The organism is Acidovorax sp. NPDC077693 (genome assembly GCF_044542805.1).
Taxonomy (GTDB): Bacteria; Pseudomonadota; Gammaproteobacteria; order Burkholderiales; family Burkholderiaceae_C; genus Acidovorax.
This window is the reverse complement of record NZ_JBITVD010000021.1, coordinates 1-18,139: the sequence shown is the minus strand read 5'-3', so window position 1 is coordinate 18,139 and position 18,139 is coordinate 1. Positions and strand designations below refer to the sequence as shown.

At 65.9% G+C, this 18,139-nt stretch carries 14 protein-coding genes; all 14 read right to left on the bottom strand.

Annotation, left to right across the window (positions count from 1 at the left end; translation table 11 throughout):
- Nucleotides 1–4 precede the first annotated feature (4 nt).
- Nucleotides 5–4,750 (bottom strand): RHS repeat-associated core domain-containing protein, encoded by a 4,746-nt coding sequence (locus tag ACIGHN_RS24105; protein WP_396506609.1) that lies wholly within the window; start codon nucleotides 4,748–4,750, stop codon nucleotides 5–7.
- 51 nt (nucleotides 4,751–4,801) lie between these two features.
- Nucleotides 4,802–5,233: a DcrB-related protein gene (locus tag ACIGHN_RS24100; protein WP_396506607.1), complete on the bottom strand. Its 432-nt coding sequence runs from the start codon at nucleotides 5,231–5,233 to the stop codon at nucleotides 4,802–4,804.
- Nucleotides 5,234–5,299: 66 nt separating this feature from the next.
- Nucleotides 5,300–7,855, bottom strand: coding sequence for a type VI secretion system Vgr family protein (locus ACIGHN_RS24095; protein WP_396506605.1), 2,556 nt, complete (start codon nucleotides 7,853–7,855; stop codon nucleotides 5,300–5,302).
- Between the two features lie 205 nt (nucleotides 7,856–8,060).
- A complete protein-coding gene (locus ACIGHN_RS24090; protein WP_396506604.1) occupies nucleotides 8,061–8,549 on the bottom strand; it encodes a GNAT family N-acetyltransferase in 489 nt (162 codons plus the stop codon).
- 60 nt (nucleotides 8,550–8,609) lie between these two features.
- Nucleotides 8,610–9,344, bottom strand: a complete 735-nt coding sequence (locus ACIGHN_RS24085) for a helix-turn-helix transcriptional regulator (protein WP_396506602.1) — start codon at nucleotides 9,342–9,344, stop codon at nucleotides 8,610–8,612.
- Nucleotides 9,345–9,499: 155 nt separating this feature from the next.
- Complete coding sequence (locus tag ACIGHN_RS24080) at nucleotides 9,500–9,985, bottom strand: GyrI-like domain-containing protein (protein ID WP_396506600.1); 486 nt, start codon at nucleotides 9,983–9,985, stop codon at nucleotides 9,500–9,502.
- A 197-nt stretch (nucleotides 9,986–10,182) separates the two neighbouring features.
- Nucleotides 10,183–10,572, bottom strand: coding sequence for a DUF2798 domain-containing protein (locus ACIGHN_RS24075; RefSeq protein ID WP_396506598.1), 390 nt, complete (start codon nucleotides 10,570–10,572; stop codon nucleotides 10,183–10,185).
- Between the two features lie 155 nt (nucleotides 10,573–10,727).
- Nucleotides 10,728–11,414, bottom strand: coding sequence for an alpha/beta fold hydrolase (locus ACIGHN_RS24070; protein WP_396506596.1), 687 nt, complete (start codon nucleotides 11,412–11,414; stop codon nucleotides 10,728–10,730).
- Nucleotides 11,415–11,435: 21 nt separating this feature from the next.
- Nucleotides 11,436–12,482 (bottom strand): ProQ/FINO family protein, encoded by a 1,047-nt coding sequence (locus tag ACIGHN_RS24065; RefSeq protein ID WP_396506594.1) that lies wholly within the window; start codon nucleotides 12,480–12,482, stop codon nucleotides 11,436–11,438.
- A gap of 91 nt (nucleotides 12,483–12,573) precedes the next feature.
- Entirely contained in the window at nucleotides 12,574–13,824 is a 1,251-nt protein-coding gene (gene glcF / locus ACIGHN_RS24060; protein WP_396506592.1) for a glycolate oxidase subunit GlcF, read from the bottom strand.
- A gap of 57 nt (nucleotides 13,825–13,881) precedes the next feature.
- Entirely contained in the window at nucleotides 13,882–14,670 is a 789-nt protein-coding gene (locus tag ACIGHN_RS24055) for a YoaK family protein (protein ID WP_396506591.1), read from the bottom strand.
- Nucleotides 14,671–14,697: 27 nt separating this feature from the next.
- Nucleotides 14,698–15,822 carry a glycolate oxidase subunit GlcE gene (glcE, locus tag ACIGHN_RS24050; protein ID WP_056410311.1) on the bottom strand — a complete coding sequence of 375 codons (1,125 nt, stop codon included), beginning with the start codon at nucleotides 15,820–15,822 and terminating at the stop codon, nucleotides 14,698–14,700.
- A gap of 355 nt (nucleotides 15,823–16,177) precedes the next feature.
- Nucleotides 16,178–17,614, bottom strand: a complete 1,437-nt coding sequence (locus ACIGHN_RS24045; RefSeq protein WP_056410313.1) for an ammonium transporter — start codon at nucleotides 17,612–17,614, stop codon at nucleotides 16,178–16,180.
- A 34-nt stretch (nucleotides 17,615–17,648) separates the two neighbouring features.
- Nucleotides 17,649–17,987, bottom strand: coding sequence for a P-II family nitrogen regulator (gene glnK, locus ACIGHN_RS24040; protein ID WP_015012094.1), 339 nt, complete (start codon nucleotides 17,985–17,987; stop codon nucleotides 17,649–17,651).
- Nucleotides 17,988–18,139: the final 152 nt, after the last annotated feature.

The following is an 18,139-nucleotide window of genomic DNA, read 5'->3' as shown; positions in this document are numbered from 1 at the left end:
GCTATTAAAGAACGGGATATGATGTTACAACTTGATTGGAATTTGGCTTAGTAATAATTAAAACATTATTTAAAACTTTTCCGTGATCGGGATGACTGGCACTTCCTCCTTGAATCCCCGCATTTCGCATTGGGACCGTATAAGCAAGATTTCCGTTTGGCTGAACAACCGGCTGAATCCCCTGGTCCTTGGCAATCTTCCATGCCTGTGCAGTCTGATTTATCGGGTTTCCTGAAAAAACTCCATGAGGTACATTTCTATTGGGGATATCCTCACCATGCCTTCTAACGTGGTCCTTACGAGTCAGTCCTTCTCTGTCACGCGACCCGTTCCACTTTAGTGGGTGATTTGTTCCACACCTCTCCCAACCCCAAGGATCAATCCAGCTAATCGGATTCGGCGCATACTGATGCAGATTCAACCCGCCATTGAGCCCAATGGGGTCCGGCGTCGTAAACGCCCCCAAGTCCGCATCGTAGTACCGGAACGTGTTGTAGTGCAGCCCCGTCTCTCTGTCCAGGTACTGGCCCTGCATCCGCAGGTTCTGCTGCAGTGATGCCGTCTGGCTTGCCAGTTGCTGCTGGGGTTGGCCTGCCGTGTCAAAGCTCTGCCACTGTTCGCTGACCGTGCTGCCCCACGTGGTGTATTGCGCTGTCCACACCAGGTTGCCGCTGTTGTCGCTCAGCTCTTCCGGCAACCCATTGGGCTGGGTGTGGAAGTAATACACCTGGGCGATGTCTTCGCCACCCGCGCCTTGTCGCACATTCGGTGTGCTTGACCCGCCGGGCTCGTCGTTGGCAGCAGCCGCGACGTTGAACCGGTCCGCCCACTGCGGGTTGGTGATGGGCACGCTGGCTTGTTTGCCTTGTTCCGCATCTCCCCCCAGGGCGTGCGCAGCCGCCGGGTGCGGTTCTACGCTGCCGCTTCCGTCGATGCGCGCCAGCGGCACGTAGCTGCCGGGCTCGTAGATGTAGGTGCTCGTCTGTGCGCCTCTGCTTTCCTGCAGCAGCCGCATTCCCTCCCACGTGAACACTGTCGTGCCAAAGCTGTCCGTCTTGGCGATGCGTCTGCCCAGCGCGTCGTACTGGTAGCTGAAGAGCTGGCTTTGCGGCTGGCCGTCTTTGCCTGCCCGCACCACCGCCACCTGGGTCAGCCTGTGCTGGTGGTCGTAGCGGTAGTGCTGTTCGGTGTGGCTGCCGATGCGCTTTCTGATCAGGCGGCCAAAGCCGTCGTAGTCGTAGCGCTTGTCCTGTAGGACCTTGACCCGGTTGTTTTGCACCCAGCCTCTGCCTTGGCTGCTGAGATTGCTTTCTTCCAGTGCGTTGATGCGGTTGCCCGCCAGGTCGTAGTGGAAGTGTTCGTTGCGTTCGGGCTGTGTGGCATGCGTGTGGGTGATGCGCCCGCCCTGGTCGTACTGGTGCCTTGTCTGCCCTTGCTGGCTGTGCTCGACACTGGTGAGCTCGCCATTCTTGTCGTAGCCGTAGCGCTTGAGCAGCGTGTCTTCTGGGTTGCGGCGCTGTAGGCGTTGGCTCCAGTCGCCGCTGTAGGGGCTCCACCGGCTGTCGGCACGTTGGTCACTGCCGATGCCATGGCCCACGCGCAGCATGGCGGGGCGCACCCACGTGGCGGCCTTGCGACCCACCGGGTCGTAGGCAAAGCGGCTGGCAAGGCGGCCCTGCGTGCGCAGCACTTCGCGATGCAGGTCGTCGCGCTCGATGTCGGCCAGGACTGCGCCGTCCAGGTTGATCTGGTGCAGGTGGCCGCTGCCGTAGTACAGGTGGTTTAGCGTGCGCCCGTCCGGCAGTGTGGTGCCGGTGCGGTTGCCCAGTGCGTCGTATTCATAGTGCAGCACGGTGCTGCACTGCCGGCCTTGTACAGTGTGCTCAGCGGTCTCTTGCGATACCTGGCCAAGTGCATCGTATTGCCACGCAAGTTGAGAGAGGGGCTCTCCCAGCGGCGTGGTTTGCTGTGCCGTCAACAGGTCGCCGGTGGGGCTGTATGCATAGGCGATGCGGGTCTGCAACACGGGCGATGACGCATCAGACGTGGCGGTTTGTGCGCCTGCCCCGGCGCCGGGTGTGTAAATGCCTTTCTGCACCAATTGGCCCGCAGCGTCGCGCACCAGTTGGGTGTGGATGGGCTGTACGTCGGCATGTCCGGGGACTGCGTCGCCCTGGCCCATGGGCATGGGGTGCTCGGTTACGCCGATCACTTGGCTCGCAGCATCGTAGTGCAGCACTTGGCGAGTACCGTCTATGCGTGTCTCGCCGACCAAACGGTCTGCCGCGTCATACTGAAACTGGTAGGTCTGCCGGTTCTCGTTGACCAGGGCCGCCAGCCGCCGGGCCGCGTCGTAGCCCAGCTGGATATTGCTGGTCAGCGCCCCCAGTGTTTTGGAGCGGCCTGTCAACTGACCCCGCAGGTTGTAGCTGTAGCTCGTGCTGTGGCCCAGGGCGTCGGTGGCAATGACACACTGGCCTGCTGTGTCGTAGCGGTAGTGGTGCGCCGCGCCGTCCGGCAGCGTTATCTGCAGCAAGCGACCTTGCGGGTCGTGCTCCAACACAGTGGTTTGCCCGAGAGCGTCGGTTTCTTGATGAGGATGGCTCCGCGAGTCGTAGGTGTAGCGTGTCGTCTTGCCGCTGCAATCGGTATGGGAAGTGAGCAGGCCACGCGCATCCCACTGCAGTTGCTGGCGCCCGCCGTGGGCGTCGGTGACGACGGTGGGCAGGCCACGCGGGTCGTTGGCGTACGTGGTGGTGTGACCCAAAGGGTCGACCTCTGCGGTCAAGTTGCCGTGGTCGTCGTATCGGTATCGCCAGGTTCCGCCAGCAGGGTCTGCCGTGGACAGCAGCAGGCTTGCAGGGGCGGGGCTCCAGCGCCAACGGTGTATGCGGCCCAAGGGATCGGTTTGCGCCGTCAGGTTGCCAGCCTCGTCATACCCATAGGTGGTCGTCTGGCCCAGTGGATTGGTCTGGCTGAGCAGTTGCTTTGTGTCGCTGAAGGTCTGCGTGGTGGTGTGACCCAAGCTGTCCGTGTAGCTGGTGATTTCGTGGTCAGCGTTCCAGGACCAATACTGATGGCGGCCAAGTCCGTCGATGACCTCTGTGCGCCCGCTGCCGTCGTCGTTCAGGCGGTAGGCCAAGGCGTACTGTTCGCCGTCGTCGGTCCAGTGGCGCACCACGCGCGCATGGGGGCCAGTACGGGCTCCCAGCCTGTGCGCAAACTCTTGCCATTCGTAGTGGCACACCAGGCCGCTTGGCAATTGGTGGCTGGCCATGCGCCCCTGCGCGTAACTGAATCTGCGTGTCACATGGCCTATGGGGTCCGTCACTTCGGCCAAGTGACCGGCATCGTCATGCCGGTATTGCACCAGCGTGCGCGGTACCTCACCTGGAGCGCCTGTCTGCAGATGAATCCGTTGCAGGCGGCGTGTGTTCACGGTGTATTGAAACTCCAGCAGCCGCCCTGCGCTGTCGGCCACATGGGTCAGGCGCCCTTGTGTGTCGTAGCTGAGCGCGTTGTAGTTGCCATTGCTGTCTTCGATGCGCTGCAACTGCAAGATGGTGCGCGCATCAGGCTCTGCAGCGTTCAAGCTAGTGGGCTGACCAAACCACTGGTACACGCCCTCGGCAGTGACAACCACGTAGTCACCGCCTTCGCTGCACAGGATGCCGATGCCCTCGACAACGCTGTAGTGCCCCTGCCCCGGTGCAGGGCGGCCGAACTGAATATCTCGTCCGTCCGCGTCGTAGTAGGTGATGACCGGCTGGCCCAGTGGATCCAGACCCAGGATTAATTGCACTGTGTAAGGCGTGCTCCATCCCCTGCCCAGAGGCCCACCTGCGCGCTCATCCAGGCTGTTGTAGATGCGCTGCCATGCAATGGGCAAAACGCCCGGCAGCACAAAGTCCAGGTCGGCTCCACCTGCAAGGAGTTTGGCACCTGTGGCGATGTGCACCGGGTTGCTCAGCACGGCCGGTATGCCCATGGCGGCAGAGCCCGCAGCTTGCCCAAATTTGATCAGGCACTCCGCACTTTTAAGCAACGCCTTCGGATCTTTGGCGAGTGACCATAGGCATTTGGCGTTTTTGGCCAAATTACGCGCTTGTGCAACAAGTATGGCTCCACGCAACAACGGATGGACTTCGTCGTCGAAGGTTCGCACGGTTTTCGGCTCGCCGCCGATGAAGACATTTGGGGAGCCTTCGTGAATAGTGGCTCCGCACACCACTTTGTCACCCTTTCGCGCTGCCAGAGCTTCGTTGATGACAGTTTCATTGGGACCGACCGCCGCTCCCTGCGCGATGAGGTTGACTGGGACGATAGTGTGTTTGCCGCAAATCACTTCGTCCAGGGGCACGGCATCGGTAGCTCTTGCGGCAGGAATTCCATTCACGAAAACGTCTGGCGAGCCAGTGGTGATGGCGCCTGTCACCTCCCAGGTTTCAGGCACTAGCCAGTCTGCGATCTTTTCTCCAATAGCTCCCCCAGCCATACTGACAGCGAAAGAAGCCAGTGCGCCGGTTAGCACCACCGCTCCTGCCAGGATCGGTGCCGCCAACCCACCTGTAACCACGGTGCCTACGGCCGCGACGCCAGCAGCCACTCCCGCGGCGATGGTGCCAGCGCACAACGCGCCCAAAGCAGCAGCGCCTGCTGCGATGCCGATGACCTTGGCCAGCAAGCGGGCATTGGCATTGCTGTGGGCAATAGGGTCACCCAATCGGGCAGCGGGGGGAAACTGGCTCATGGGCAAGGAATCAAGGGCAATGAAGCGAGGACTGACATGTGGGTCAGTGCCCTACACCCGCGGCTGGAAGCTGCTGCATATCGCCAACCATGCCTGCTTTTGGGCTTGCGTGATGGGTGCAACAGACGCTGCCGTCAACACGAGCACGCTGGCTCGGTCGGGCAGCAACCAAGTACGCTGCCGCTGGTAAATGACCTGGCCGTTTTGCTTGAACTGCTGCGCCAGCTCCACGGCAACGGTCTCGTCTGTCTGCGGCGCCTTTTGGGCGTGACGCTCCTGCACTTCGAACTTACTGACCTGCAGTGTCACGGCCTTGATCTGACGCTCTACGAACATATCGAAGGTTTCGCCAGGTTGCAGACGATCGCGGGTCATGATCAGGCTCATGTCCAGGCCGCTGCGCCCTGTCACCAGCATGTTCATGCTGTTGTCTTGAAGGCCTTCGGGCAGGGTAAAGCTGCCTTCTTGTATGTGAAATTGCATTGAAAGTCTCTAGGCTCACGGAGATGATGGTGGAAGCTGGCAAGCCCGTGCATTGCACGGAACAAATCAGCAGTTCAGCTGTATCGGCGCCCCGTGCACATCCAGCAGTTCACTGAGCTTGATAAGCCCGTTCTTGCCCTTGATGACCACCTCGCCCTTGTCCGTGAGCTTGAGCGAGGCGACTCCTTCGCCCTCGCCAATGGTCAGCGTGATGCTCTCACCCGCCTGCAGGCGGATGTGTTTGGCAGCCTTCACCAGCACCGAGTCCTTGGTCGCCTGGATGTTGACGTTCTGGTCGCCCACCACGGTCGCAGTGTCCGTCTTGGACGCCAGCGTGATGTTCTGCTGCGCGGTCAGGTTCATGTTGCCCGTCTGGGCTTCCGATGCGATATCACCCTTGGTCACGGTGTTGCGCTGGCCGCCTTCTGACACGTGCGTCAGCATGCCGCCCTTGGCCAGCTGCGTCAGCTGCGCGCCGCTGGACAGCGTGATGTGCTGTTTGGCATGCATCGAAACGCTCTGCCCTGAACTGACCACGATGGGCTTGGGGCTGATCATCGAATGCCCCTCGGGGCTGACGATGGAGACGACCGGCTTGCTGATGTCCTTGGACAACTCTCGCAACGCCTGCGACTGAGGCATTGCGGGGTCGGTGTTGGTCGGCATCGATGTCTCTGCCCCAGCGCCACCCCCCCCTCCGCCACCACCGCCGGCAAGCGCAGCGATGGCCGCAGCTGCTTTGGACAATGTCGCCATCGCCGCCTTGCCGCCGGTCATGGCAGCAATGCCTGAACTCAGTTCCATCATGTGCGAGGTCTTCAGGCCGTTGATGGCCTCAATCGCACTGTTCATGGCAGACACCGCCTCACCAGCCTCCTCCATCAGCGACGCAGTGTTGGCCAAGCCTTCACCCAGGCCATCGAACCCATCTGGGTTTTCATGCGATATTTTCTGCTTGAAGTCCTGCGTATACGTCGTGATCAGCAGCCCCTTGTCCGCCCGAATCGCACCCCACTCATTGGTGCGCAGCTCAAAGCCATAGCTGCGCTTGGCCTCGGTGCTCTGGTTCATCAGGTAACCCATGTGCAGATGGGTATTGCCGTGGTCCGTGGACAGCTCGATGTGCTCGATGCCCTTCTGGTCCTCGAACCGCAGCATGTGCTTGCCGCCGCCGCCCTTGCTCCAGTTGGTCTGAAAGCCCGACTGCGTCTTGTGCTTGGGCAGCTCCCACGGGGGCATCTGGTCGTTGTTGTAGACGCGGCCGGTGATGATGGGGTAGTCAGGGTCGCCGTTCAGGAAGTCGACGATGACTTCCTGGCCGATGCGGGGTGTGAAGATGCCGCCGTATTTCGCGCCGGCCCAAGGGTGCGACACGCGGATCCAGCAGCTGGAGTTTTCGTCCATGGCACCGATGCGGTCCCAGTGGAACTGCACCTTGACCCGGCCGTACTTGTCGGTCCAGATTTCCTCCCCAGGCGGGCCGACGACCACGGCCGTCTGCGGGCCCTGGCTGCGGGGCTTGGGTGTGACGCGCGGCGGCGTGAAGGCCAGGCTGGTGGGCTGCGCCTTCAGCACGAAGCGCTGGATGGACCCCACCTCGTCCTTGGTGGTCTTGGGCGTGGGTTTGGCGATGCTGCTGACTTCGGGGTTTTCCTGAAAGTGGTACTGAACCGCGGTAATCAGGTACTGCTGGTTTTGGTCCTCGCGCGGATAGTTCTCCAGGCTGAAGGTGTAGCCCGGCGTCAGCGCGCGGCAGCTCGATTTACCCTGAACCACGCTTTCGCGGGTGAGGTTTTCCTGCAGGCGCACCCGCACGTACGTTTCGCCATCGCCGTACTCGGTATAGCCGCCCGGCCATTCATAAACTTCATGGCTGTCGTGCGCGTGGCCCATGGGCATCTTGCGCATATTCGACAGATCGGCCTTGGGCTTTTTGAAGTCGTAGTCGTCGTTGTAGTGGCGGCCCGACTTGATCTCTTCGGCCTGCTCCCACGCAAAGACACATTCCCGGTCGGAGATGGCGGCCTTCTCGGGCGGGTAGAACGGCAGCGTGGCGGCGCCTGGCAGCGGACTGTGCGATGCCACGATATCGTCCGCCAGCGTCAGCACGTGTTGGCCGGGCGAATGCTGGTGGTAGTAATAGATGCCCTCGTGCTCCATGAGCCGGGACGCGAACTGGCAGTCGGACTCGTTGTATTGAACGCAATAATCCCAGGTACGATAAGTGCGGGTCAGCTTTTTCTCCAGCGGGTACCCATATTTACCGAGCACTTCTTCAATAATCTCTGGAACCGTCTTGTTCTGGAATATCTTGAAATCGCTTTTGCGTGTGGCCAGCCACAGCCAGGGGCTCAGGCGGGCCTTGTACGAGAACATGCGATGGTCCTGGCCCTGCATGCCGAAGCGGGTGACGATGGCGTCGATGTAGCGCTTGCCACCGCCTTCGGTCTCGACCACGACGGTGGCGTTCTTGCCCAGCAAGGCCTTGGGGTCGATGCTTTTGCTATCGCTGAGCAAATCCACGTCCAGAGCGAATATCTGGCTGATTTCCTCAGTGCCCTGCAGCTGCCTGAACTTGAGTTGGTCGCCCAATGGCGTTTGAATGGTGACGCGGCGTGTCATGTGCTGCAGACTTTGGAGCCCGTTGGTTCTGAGTGCTGCGGATGATAGCCATGAGAGCAGCAAATTCTCTTGACAACTGCGCTCAATAACTCCAAAAAATTACCGCAAAAGGTAACCAAGGTAACCAAGTTGGAATAATGGCGACGGTTTGCAACCATTCTGGGGTGCCGTCGTGGTGTGGCGCCGCAGGTGCGCGCAGGGCGGGCTATGGCGCGGCGCCGGGCCAACTGCACAGCACCCTCTCGCGGCCGGTCGCCGGATGAACGCTGGTCGCGCCCTCCACCAGCCCGCAGCGGGCATAGAACCGCCGAGCGCGTTCGTTGGCCGTTGCCACGTGCAAGGTCCAGCCGTCAGGGCACAGGCGCTGGCAGATCTCCTGCACCATCGCGCCGCCCACGCCCTGGCTTTGCGCGCCGGGCGCCACGAAAAGCTGGTGCAGATGGCGGCTCGGGATGTCCACCACCATGAAGGCCAGCAGGGCTTCGTCTGCGCACTGGGCCAGCAGCGCGGTGCAGGGTGGGCCGAATTCGGCCCGCACCCGGTCTTCCCAGTGCGCTTGCGGTGCCACGGTGGCCACCGCAGGGTTGGCAGAACGCCAGGCCTCGCGCCAGAGGCGGGCCAGCCGGGGCGCATCCTGGCGCTGGGCGGGGCGCAGCACCACCGGCGGCACCAGGTCGGACAGGCGAAGGATCATCGCCGCATTGTGCCGGCGGCCGCGCCGCAGCGGGGTTGATGCGGGCAGGCTCCAGCCTGATCAGGCGTTCAGGCCCGGGGTCTCCGCGGGCGGCCATTCGCTCGGCCGCGAGCCCATCTCGGCCTCCACCTTGCGCAGCATGTCGGCCAGCGTCTTGCCGGGCTCCTGGCGGAACTGCTCGTCCGTCACCACCAGGTCCACGATGCGGTCGATGCGAAAGCCCCGGAAGTCGCCGCGCAGTTCGCACCAGGCCGACAGCGTCCAGACCTTGCCCCAGTAGAAGCAGCCCAGCGGGCGCAGGCGGCGCAGGCTCGCGCGGCCCTGCACGTCGGCGTAGTTGACCTGCACCACGTGGCGGCTTTGCACCGCCTCGCGCAGCGACTGCAGGGTGGCCTGGGCCTGGGGGCCCAGCCCCACCGAAGGCGCGTACAGCGCCTGCGACTCGGCCGCCACGCGCGCGGCCGGGGGCAGCACCGACAGGATCTTGCCCAGGGCGCCCTCCACCTCGCGCGCCAGCCCGGCATCGAGCCAGGCCTGCGCCAGCCGCGCGGCGGCCACCAGCGCGTTCGCCTCGCCCTGGCTGAACATCAGCGGCGGCAGCTCGAAGCCCGCGCCAAGGCGGTAGCCCACACCGGCTTCGCCCTCGATGGGCACGCCTTGGTGCTGCAGGTCCGCCACGTCGCGGTAGATGGTGCGCGCCGAGACTTCGAGCCGTTCGGCCAGGAAGGCTGCCGTGGACAGGCGCCGGCCGCGGATGAGCTGGACGATCTGGAAAAGGCGGTCAGCGCGGCGCATGGAGAGGGTTCATTTTCAAAGCATTTCGGGCTGTGGCGCTCGCCTGGAAAGCGCCAGCAGCTATCAACAATATAGCGCCAGTTGCACCACCGAACCCCACCGCCACGGCCGCGGCCGCGCGCGGCGCTGGGGCGGGGGCGGCATCCGGCACCGTGCTAGGGCTTGACGCCGATGTGGATGGCCACCTGGTCCGGGCCCTCGTAGGCCTCGAAGTCGGTGCCGAAGCGGCGCTGCACCTGGGGGTTTTCGGCAAAGTATTGCCAGATGCGCACCCAGGTGTCGATCACCATCTGGGGCATCTCGCCGGCCCCTGTGAAGACGAGATAGTCGCCCGCCTGGATGTCGACGCGGGCGGCGCCCGGCACTGCCTGCGCCTGCGCCATGTCCGGCTCGGCGACGGCCACGCCGGCGGTCACGTCAAAGGCACCATGCTCGTTGGATTCGTAGCCGCTGTACACGCCGAAGATGCGGCCGTCGTCGCCCCGGCTGGGCAGCTTGCGCTCCCAGCTCTGGCTGAAGAAGCGGTTCCACAGGCCCCCAAGGCGTGCGATGGCGGGGTTCATCTCTTCGCTGTTGCGCGTGCGCACGGCGATGCCGGCCACGCTGAAGGCGGGAATGCGGGTGGTATCGGGATGGGTCATGAGGGGTGCTCTCTCTTGTCGGGTTGGATGTGGTCAGCCGGCGGGCCCGATTTGCGGACCGGCCGGAGGTGTGCAGCTGCAAGACCCGCATGGTGCCGACCCGCTGCTGACACCCTGATGTCAGTAGCCTGCAACCGCGCCGGTGGCAGGCGTACGGGGCTGCTGACACCCGGCGTCAGCAGCGGGTGGGCGTGTGGCTACCTGGGGTCCACGATGGCCGCCGTGGCCCGGCGCACCAGCGGCAGCACCAGCAGCAGTGTCGGAAAGGCCGCCATCCAGGACAGCGCCCACGAACTCATCCACAGGCGCAGGACGTCCACCGAGAGGCCCGCCACACGCAGGGTGCTGATGAGCGAGACGATGAAGGTCATGAGCAGCGACAGCAGCAGCGGCATGACCCAGGCTGCCGAGCGCGCAGGCAGCTTGCGCAGGCCGAGGAATGTCTTGGAGGAAGGCGTGGCAGCCGAAGGAGCCCCCGGAGAGCAGGGAGATGCGGGAGAAGATGCGGGAGATGGAGGAGGCGCGGACCCCGTGGATGGCGCGTAGGGCGTGGAGGGCCCGGTGCGGGGGGACGAAGGTTGGTTCATTGAAGTTCCATGAAGCAGGCCGGTCAGTCAAGGTGCCGTCCCCGCTGGCCTGCACGGCTGGCGGGAAACCACCACCCCGGCAGGGCCGGCGTTGGTTGGCACGTTGATTGACGTAAACGCTTACGGCAACCCATGAACCGGGCCGCAGCAGGATTCTATGCGGCTGGCGCGTCGCCGCGCAGTGGGGGTGATGGTGATAGTGGTGGCGCACCGCCCGCCAGCAGATGGCGTGTGATGTGCGCGGCCACTGCCGCGGCGTGCTTCTGGGCCAGGTCGTGGGAGCCGCCCGGCAGCACGTGCAGCTGCGCACGTGGCAGCAGGCTCTGCAGGCGCTCGCCCACCGCCACGGGGCTGATGGGGTCGGCATCGCCCCACAGCAGCAGCGCAGGCGTGCGCAGCGATGCCAGTTGGGGGGTCAGGTCCCAGCGCTCGCGGGCCATCCACGCGGGGAAGGCGGGGTTCGCGCGCATGAAATCCGGGCGCCAGTCGTGGGGGTGCAGGTCGTCGATGGGCACGCCGCCGGACGTGGCCACCAGCACCAGGTGCGTGAGGTGTTCGGGGCGCTGCAGGGCGGCCAGCACCGCCACCACGCCGCCCATGGACTGGGCGATCAAGGCACAGGGCTGGTCCATGTGCGGCGTGACCGCATCGACCAGGTCCTGCATGCAGCCGGCGGTGTGGGCGGGCATGTCCGCCGCCGCTGCCACGCCAAACCAGGGCCAGCCCGGCAGCACCCGCTCGGCCGGGAGCGCGACCGCGTCCGAGGCGGCGCGCCAGAACGCCGGGTTGCCGCCCACGCCGGGCAGAAAGATCAGCCGTGTGGGCGCGGTGGCGGTGGACACGATGACGCTCGTGCCCGCCGTTCAGTGGTCCTGGGCCGGGGCGGCCGGGGCAGCCGCTGCTGCATCGGCGTGCTCGGCCGGTGCAGCGGATTCAGCCGATGCCGCGGGAGCGGCGGTAGCTGCGGGGGCCGCAGAGGCCGACGCCGCGGCGGCGGCATCGGCGGCCTGCTGCGCACGCGCGGCATTCAGGCGGCGTGCGCGTTCGAGCTGCTGGCCCACCGTGCGCGCCACCATGCCGTACATGTCGGCGAAGGCTTCCAGCGTCTGGCCGCTGGCCTCGAAGGCGCGCAGCAGCGCTTCGTCCTTGGCGTTGCGGGCGGACCATTCGGCAAAGGCTTCTTCGAGGATGGCGTTGGCGGCGTCGTCGCGGCCCCGCACGAGTTCGGTGTAGGTCTCGCGCGACATGCCCGATGCCTCGAACGCAGCCATCATGCGGTTGCGCAGCTTGGGCAACAGGTCTTCGGTGGCGCGGGCCTTGTTGTTCTTGCGGCGGCGGTAGACCTCCAGCAGTGCGTGGTGCACATGCTCGGGCGCCATGGCTTCCACCGGCTGACCGGCCAGGTCGTGGCGCTTGTCGCCGGCTGCCACGCTTTGCAGGTAGCGCGTGGAGCGGGTGTGAAGGCCCAGCGCCACCTTGAGCGCGTCGCGGTCGAAGGCTTCAGGATGCGCCGCCAGCAGGTCCTGGAAGACACCGCGCTTGAGCGGACGGAACACCGCGCCGAACAGATGCGGGTACAGGTCTGCCAGTTGCTCCAGCAGCGGGTGGGTGGTGCGTGGCGGCGTCCGGGCAGCGCCGTCGCCGGCCGGCCCTTGCGCGGTTGCAGCATCGCCCTGCGGCGCTGCGCCCTGGCGCGGCGCGCCGCCCCGGCCACCACGGCGGTCACCACCGCCGCGGCGCTGGCCGCCCGAACGGCGGGCCCGCTCTGACGCTGGCGCACCCGCCGGCGCAGCCGACGCGGCGCCAGCGGCTGCAGCGGCGGCCTCGGTGGACACGGGCTCAGCGGCAGCAGCAGGCGCCGTCGTCGCTGCGTTCGGTTGTTGTTTTTGTGCGGACACGGAATCGGTCATGGCGGTGCGAAAAAAGGGTGAGGTGTGGGGCGACAAAACCCTCAATCATGCCAGCGTTGGCAAAAATGCCCGCCAGCGGATGTAACCGGCATCACGCCAAGGCCTCGTCCAGCACCTCGATCCAGTGCCGCACCGGCGTGCCCGTGCCGCTTTGCAGATGGGTGATGCAGCCGATGTTGGCCGACAGAATCATGTCCGGCGGCTGCTCGCCGAAGGCCTCGGCCAGCACGCCCAGCTTGCGGTCGCGCAGCTGGTAGGACAGCCCGGGGTTCAGCACCGAATACGTGCCCGCCGAGCCGCAGCACAGGTGCGCTTCGTTGCGCGCAGCGCGCAGCTTGAAGCCCAGGCGCGCCAGGTGCACCTCCACGCCGCCCCGCAACTTTTGCCCGTGCTGCAGCGTGCAGGGCGGGTGGTAGGCGTAGAGCACGTCGGCCGCAGGCTGCGCGCGGCCGGCGAGCTTGTCGACCAGCTCGGGCAGCATGTCGGGCAGCAGTTCGGACAGGTCGCGCGTGAGCGCGCTGATGCGCGCAGCCTTGGCCGCGTACTGCGCGTCATCCTTGAGGATGTGGCCGTACTCCTTCACGGTGACGCCGCAGCCCGAGGCGTTCATCACAATGGCCTCCACCCCGCCCTGCTCCACCAGCGGCCACCAGGCGTCGATGTTGGCGCGCATCTCGGCCATGCCGCCTGTCTGGTCGTTGAGGTGGAACTTCACCGCGCCGCAGCAGCCCGCCTTGGCGGCGATCACGGTCTGGATGCCCGCCGCGTCCAGCACGCGTGCGGTGGCGGTGTTGATGTTGGGCATCATGGCCGGCTGCACGCAGCCCGCCAGCATCAGCACCTTGCGCGCATGTTCGCGCGTGGGCCACGCGCCAGCGGGCTGCGGCGCGGGCACCTTGGCCTTGAGCGCCCCAGGCAGCAGGCCGCGCACCATCTGCCCGGCCTTCATCGCGGGGCCGAACAGGGGCGACGGCAAGCCTTCTTTCAACGCCCAGCGCAGCGCCTTCTCGCCCAGGGGGCGCGGCACTTTCTCATCCACGATCTTGCGGCCGATGTCCACCAGGTGGCCGTACTCCACGCCGCTCGGGCAGGTGCTTTCGCAGTTGCGGCAGGTCAGGCACCGGTCCAGGTGCATCTGGGTGCTGCGCGTGGGCTCGGCCCCTTCGAGCACCTGCTTGATGAGGTAGATGCGGCCGCGCGGGCCGTCCAGCTCGTCGCCCAGCAACTGGTAGGTGGGGCAGGTGGCGGTGCAAAAGCCGCAATGCACGCACTTGCGCAGGATGGCTTCGGCCTCCAGGCCATCGGCGCGGGCGCGGTATTCAGGGGAGAGTTGGGTTTGCATCGAGCATGCCTGACGGAAAGGGAGCGAAGGACCGGGTGATCGGGGTGCGGGCCGCAGCTACACGGCCGGGGGCGGCAGCAGCGGCACCACCTTGCGCCGCGGGTGCAGCAGCCGCGCGCGGTCGGCCCACAGCGGCGGCAGCGAGAGCACCAGCAGCACGAGCGCCAGCGGCACCACGAAGACAAAACCCACGCGGCTGAAGCCCGCCGCGCCCGCGATGCCGCCCACCAGGAACATCCCCAGCAGCCCCGCGAAGAGCCGCAGGCGCATCTGGTTGGCCCGCACCTGCGACTCGGGCGCGGTGCCGGTGCGGTTCCAGTAGAGCATCTTGCCCAGCTCGATGCCCAGGTCGGTCACCACGCCGGTCATGTGCGTGGTGCGGATCTGCGACGACGACATCTTGGTCACCGTGGCGTTCTGCAGGCCCATGATGAACGACAGCAGCAGCACCGTGACCGGCACCGCGAACGGCGTGGGCCAGCTCAGCGTGATCGCGCCCACCAGGCCGAACACCAGCATGAGCACGGCCACCAGCAGCAGGGGCAGCGCATAGCTGCTGTGCAGGCGCCGCTGCCGCGCCCAGTTCACCATCACCGACGTGGTCGCCGCGCCGCACAGGAAGGCCAGCAGCGCACCCACGGCGCCCAGCACCAAGGCCATGTTGCCCAGCACCAGGCTGTCGGCCAGCATGGAGACGAAGCCCGTCATGTGCGATGTGTACAGGTGCACCACCAGGAAGCCCCCGGCATTGACCGCGCCCGCGTTGAAGGCCAGCAGCAGGCCCAGCACGCGGTTGCTCGCCACCGTGCGGTGGTGCCCCGTCAGGTGGCGCAGATGTCGTCGCATGGCGTTGGCAGCAAGCACGTCCCGGGCCTACCAGGCCTGCGCCATGCGGCCGGGGTTGAAGATGCCCGCCGGGTCGAAGCTGTGCTTGAGGCGGGCGTGGATCTGCTCCAGCGCGCGGGATGGCGAGCCAGAATGGCCGCTACCGCTTTCTGGATCAGCGCCAGAAGCTATGAAAACAGTAGCACTCCCGCCCACGGCACGCGCAGCGTCGCGCAAGGCGTCGCCCGCCGAATCCGGTGCCTGCACCCAGCGCAGCGCGCCATGCCACTCGATGAGCGGCTGGGCCGCGGCGGGCAGGCTGAGCACCGGCGCGGTCTGCGGCAGCGACAGGCGCCACAGCGCGTGGCCGGGGCGCTGCGCGCGGTCGGTGAACCACGGCAGGGTCTGATCGCGGCAGGCGGTCCAGTCGGGCGCCGTGGTGGTGTTGTCAAGGCGCGTGCCGCCCATGCTGCGGCAGGCGGCCTCCACGGCCGCCACGGCGCCGCGCAGGCGCACGTAGAGCGTGCCCACAGCCCCGTCCTGCACCCAGCAGCTGGCGTTCAAAGGCAGCGGCTGGCCGCCCCAGGCGTGCAGCTTGCGCAGCGCGTCGGCCTGGTTGCATTCAAAGCGCAGCGTAGCCTCGGCCGGGGCCACCGGCAGCACCTTGAGGCTGACCTCGGTGAGCAGCCCGAGCGTGCCCCAGGCGCCCGCCATGAGGCGTGACACGTCGTAGCCCGCGACGTTCTTCATCACCTGGCCGCCAAAGCTGAGCAGCTCCGCGCGGCCGTTGAGCAGCGTGACGCCCAGCATGTAGTCGCGCACCGCACCCACGCTGGCACGCGCCGGGCCCGACAAACCCGCGGCGACCATGCCGCCCACGGTGGCGGCGTCCGAAGGCGCCTGGGCGAAATGCGGGGGCTCGAACGGCAGGCACTGGCCCTGTGCGGCCAGCGCGGCCTCCAGCTCGGCCAGCGGGGTGCCGGCGCGCACGGTGACGACCAGTTCGCTGGGCTCGTAGCTCACGATGCCGCGCAAGGTGCGGGTGTCGAGCACCTCGCCATGCAGCGCCAGGCCATGGAAGTCCTTGGTGCCTCCACCGCGGATGCGCAAGGGCGTCTGGTCGGCGGCGGCTGCGCGCACACGGTCGGCGATCTGGGCAAGGGCGTGGTCCATGCCTGGGATCGTAGCGGCAGGCACCTGCCGTGCGACGGCCTGGGCGCGTGAATTTTTTGAACAGCGCGCTGCAATTCGGCGGAGGTTGCCTTGGCCGCTGAAGATGCGGCGCTCGCCTTGGCGGCGTTCAAGCGGGCGTTCAAGGCGCGTTCAAGGCGCGTTCAAGGGGCGTTCAAGGGGCGTTCAAGGGGCGTTCAGGTGGTCAGCGTGCGGGGCTGCACGGGTCTGCAGGCCCCGCCGCACGCGAAAAAAGCCCGCCAGGGCGGCGGGCTGAAGAACCAAGAGGAGTCACTCGCTTGTTCTTGTTGCAACGCTGCGGTGCCACCAGACACCGCAGCGCATCGGGCTGACGGGATCAGCGGTTGTACGCCGTCTCGCCGTGCGACGTGATGTCCAGACCTTCGCGCTCGGCTTCTTCCGAGACACGCAGGCCCACCAGCAGGTCGGCGATCTTGTAGGCGATGAACGCCACGACGCCGGACCACACGATGGTGAACAGCACGCTCTTGACCTGGATCCACACCTGGGCACCCATCGAGAACGTGTCGGGCGTCAGGCCGCCGGTACCACCCAGGCTTTGCGATGCGAACACACCGGTCAGGATGGCACCCAGGATGCCGCCCACACCGTGCACGCCGAACACGTCGAATGCATCGTCCACGTTGAGCAGGCGCTTGAGGCCACCCACACCCCACAGGCAGACCACACCGGCCAGCAGGCCCAGCACGATGGAGCCCATGGGGCCCACGAAGCCAGCGGCAGGCGTCACGGCCACGAGGCCGGCCACGGCACCGGAGGCGGCGCCCAGCATGGAAGCCTTGCCCTTGTGCAGCGCTTCACCAGCGATCCACGACAGCGTGGCAGCGGCAGTGGCCAGCACGGTGTTCACGAAGGCCAGGCCGGCGCCAGCGTTGGCGGCACCTGCGGAGCCCGCGTTGAAGCCGAACCAGCCTACCCACAGCAGCGAGGCACCGACCATGGTCAGCGTCAGGCTGTGGGGCGTGAGGGCTTCCTTGCCGAAGCCGATGCGCTTGCCCACCATGTAAGCGCCCACCAGGCCGGCGATACCGGCGTTGATGTGCACCACGGTGCCGCCTGCGAAGTCCAGTGCGCCGTCAGCCGCCAGCAGGCCGCCGCCCCACACGATGTGGGCCATGGGCACGTAGCTGAAGGTGAACCACAGCACCGAGAAGATCAGCACGGCGGAGAACTTGATGCGCTCTGCGAACGAACCGACGACCAGCGCCACGGTGATGGCCGCGAACGTGCCCTGGAACGCGATGAACACGTACTCGGGGATGGTGATCAGCGCGCCGAAGGTCTCCTGGGTCACGCCCTTGAGGAAGATCTTCTGGAAGCCGCCGAAGAACTTGCCCTCGCCGGAGAACGCCAGGCTGTAGCCGTAGATGGCCCACAGCAGGGAGATCAGCGAGAACACCACGAAGACCTGCATCAGCACCGACAGCATGTTCTTGCTGCGGCCCAGGCCGCCGTAGAACAGCGCCAGGCCGGGGATGGTCATCAGGATCACAAGCAGCGTGGAGGTCAGCATCCAGGCGGTGTCGCCGGAGTCGATCTTGGGCACGGGTGCGGCAGGGGCTGCCTCGGAGGCTGCAGCGGCGGGTGCCGGTGCAGCGACAGGTGCGGCGGCGGGGGCTGGCGCAGCGGCGGCTGGCGCGGCTTCTGCGGGGGCCGATGCCGCGGCATCAGCAGCAGGGGCCTGGGCCAGCACGGCGGAGCCGCCGGACAGCAGACTCAACCCCAGTACGAAGGAAGCAAGCAGTTTTTTCATGGCATTTCTCTGGTGTCTGTGGCAACCGGGCCCTTTACAGGGCTTCCTTGCCGGTTTCGCCGGTACGGATGCGCACCACCTGCTCCAGGTGGGTCACGAAAATCTTGCCGTCGCCGATCTTGCCGGTGCGGGCGGCGGTTTCGATGGACTCGATCACGCGGTCCACCAAGTCGTCGGCCACCGCGGCTTCGATCTTGACCTTGGGCAGGAAGTCGACCACGTACTCTGCACCGCGGTACAGCTCGGTGTGGCCCTTCTGGCGGCCAAAGCCCTTGACCTCGGTTACCGTGATGCCTTGCACGCCGATGTCCGAGAGCGCTTCGCGCACCTCGTCGAGCTTGAAGGGCTTGATGATGGCTGTCACCATTTTCATTTTGGGATCCTCCGACAACGGGCGCAGCCTGCGCCCATCGAGACTGCTTACAGGGTTTTGGTGAGCGTGACGATCACGCGCGACTTGTTCACGTGGCCGAAGAAGGCCTTCTTGTTGGCGCCCACCACCGCAGCGCCGAGCGACAGGCCGCT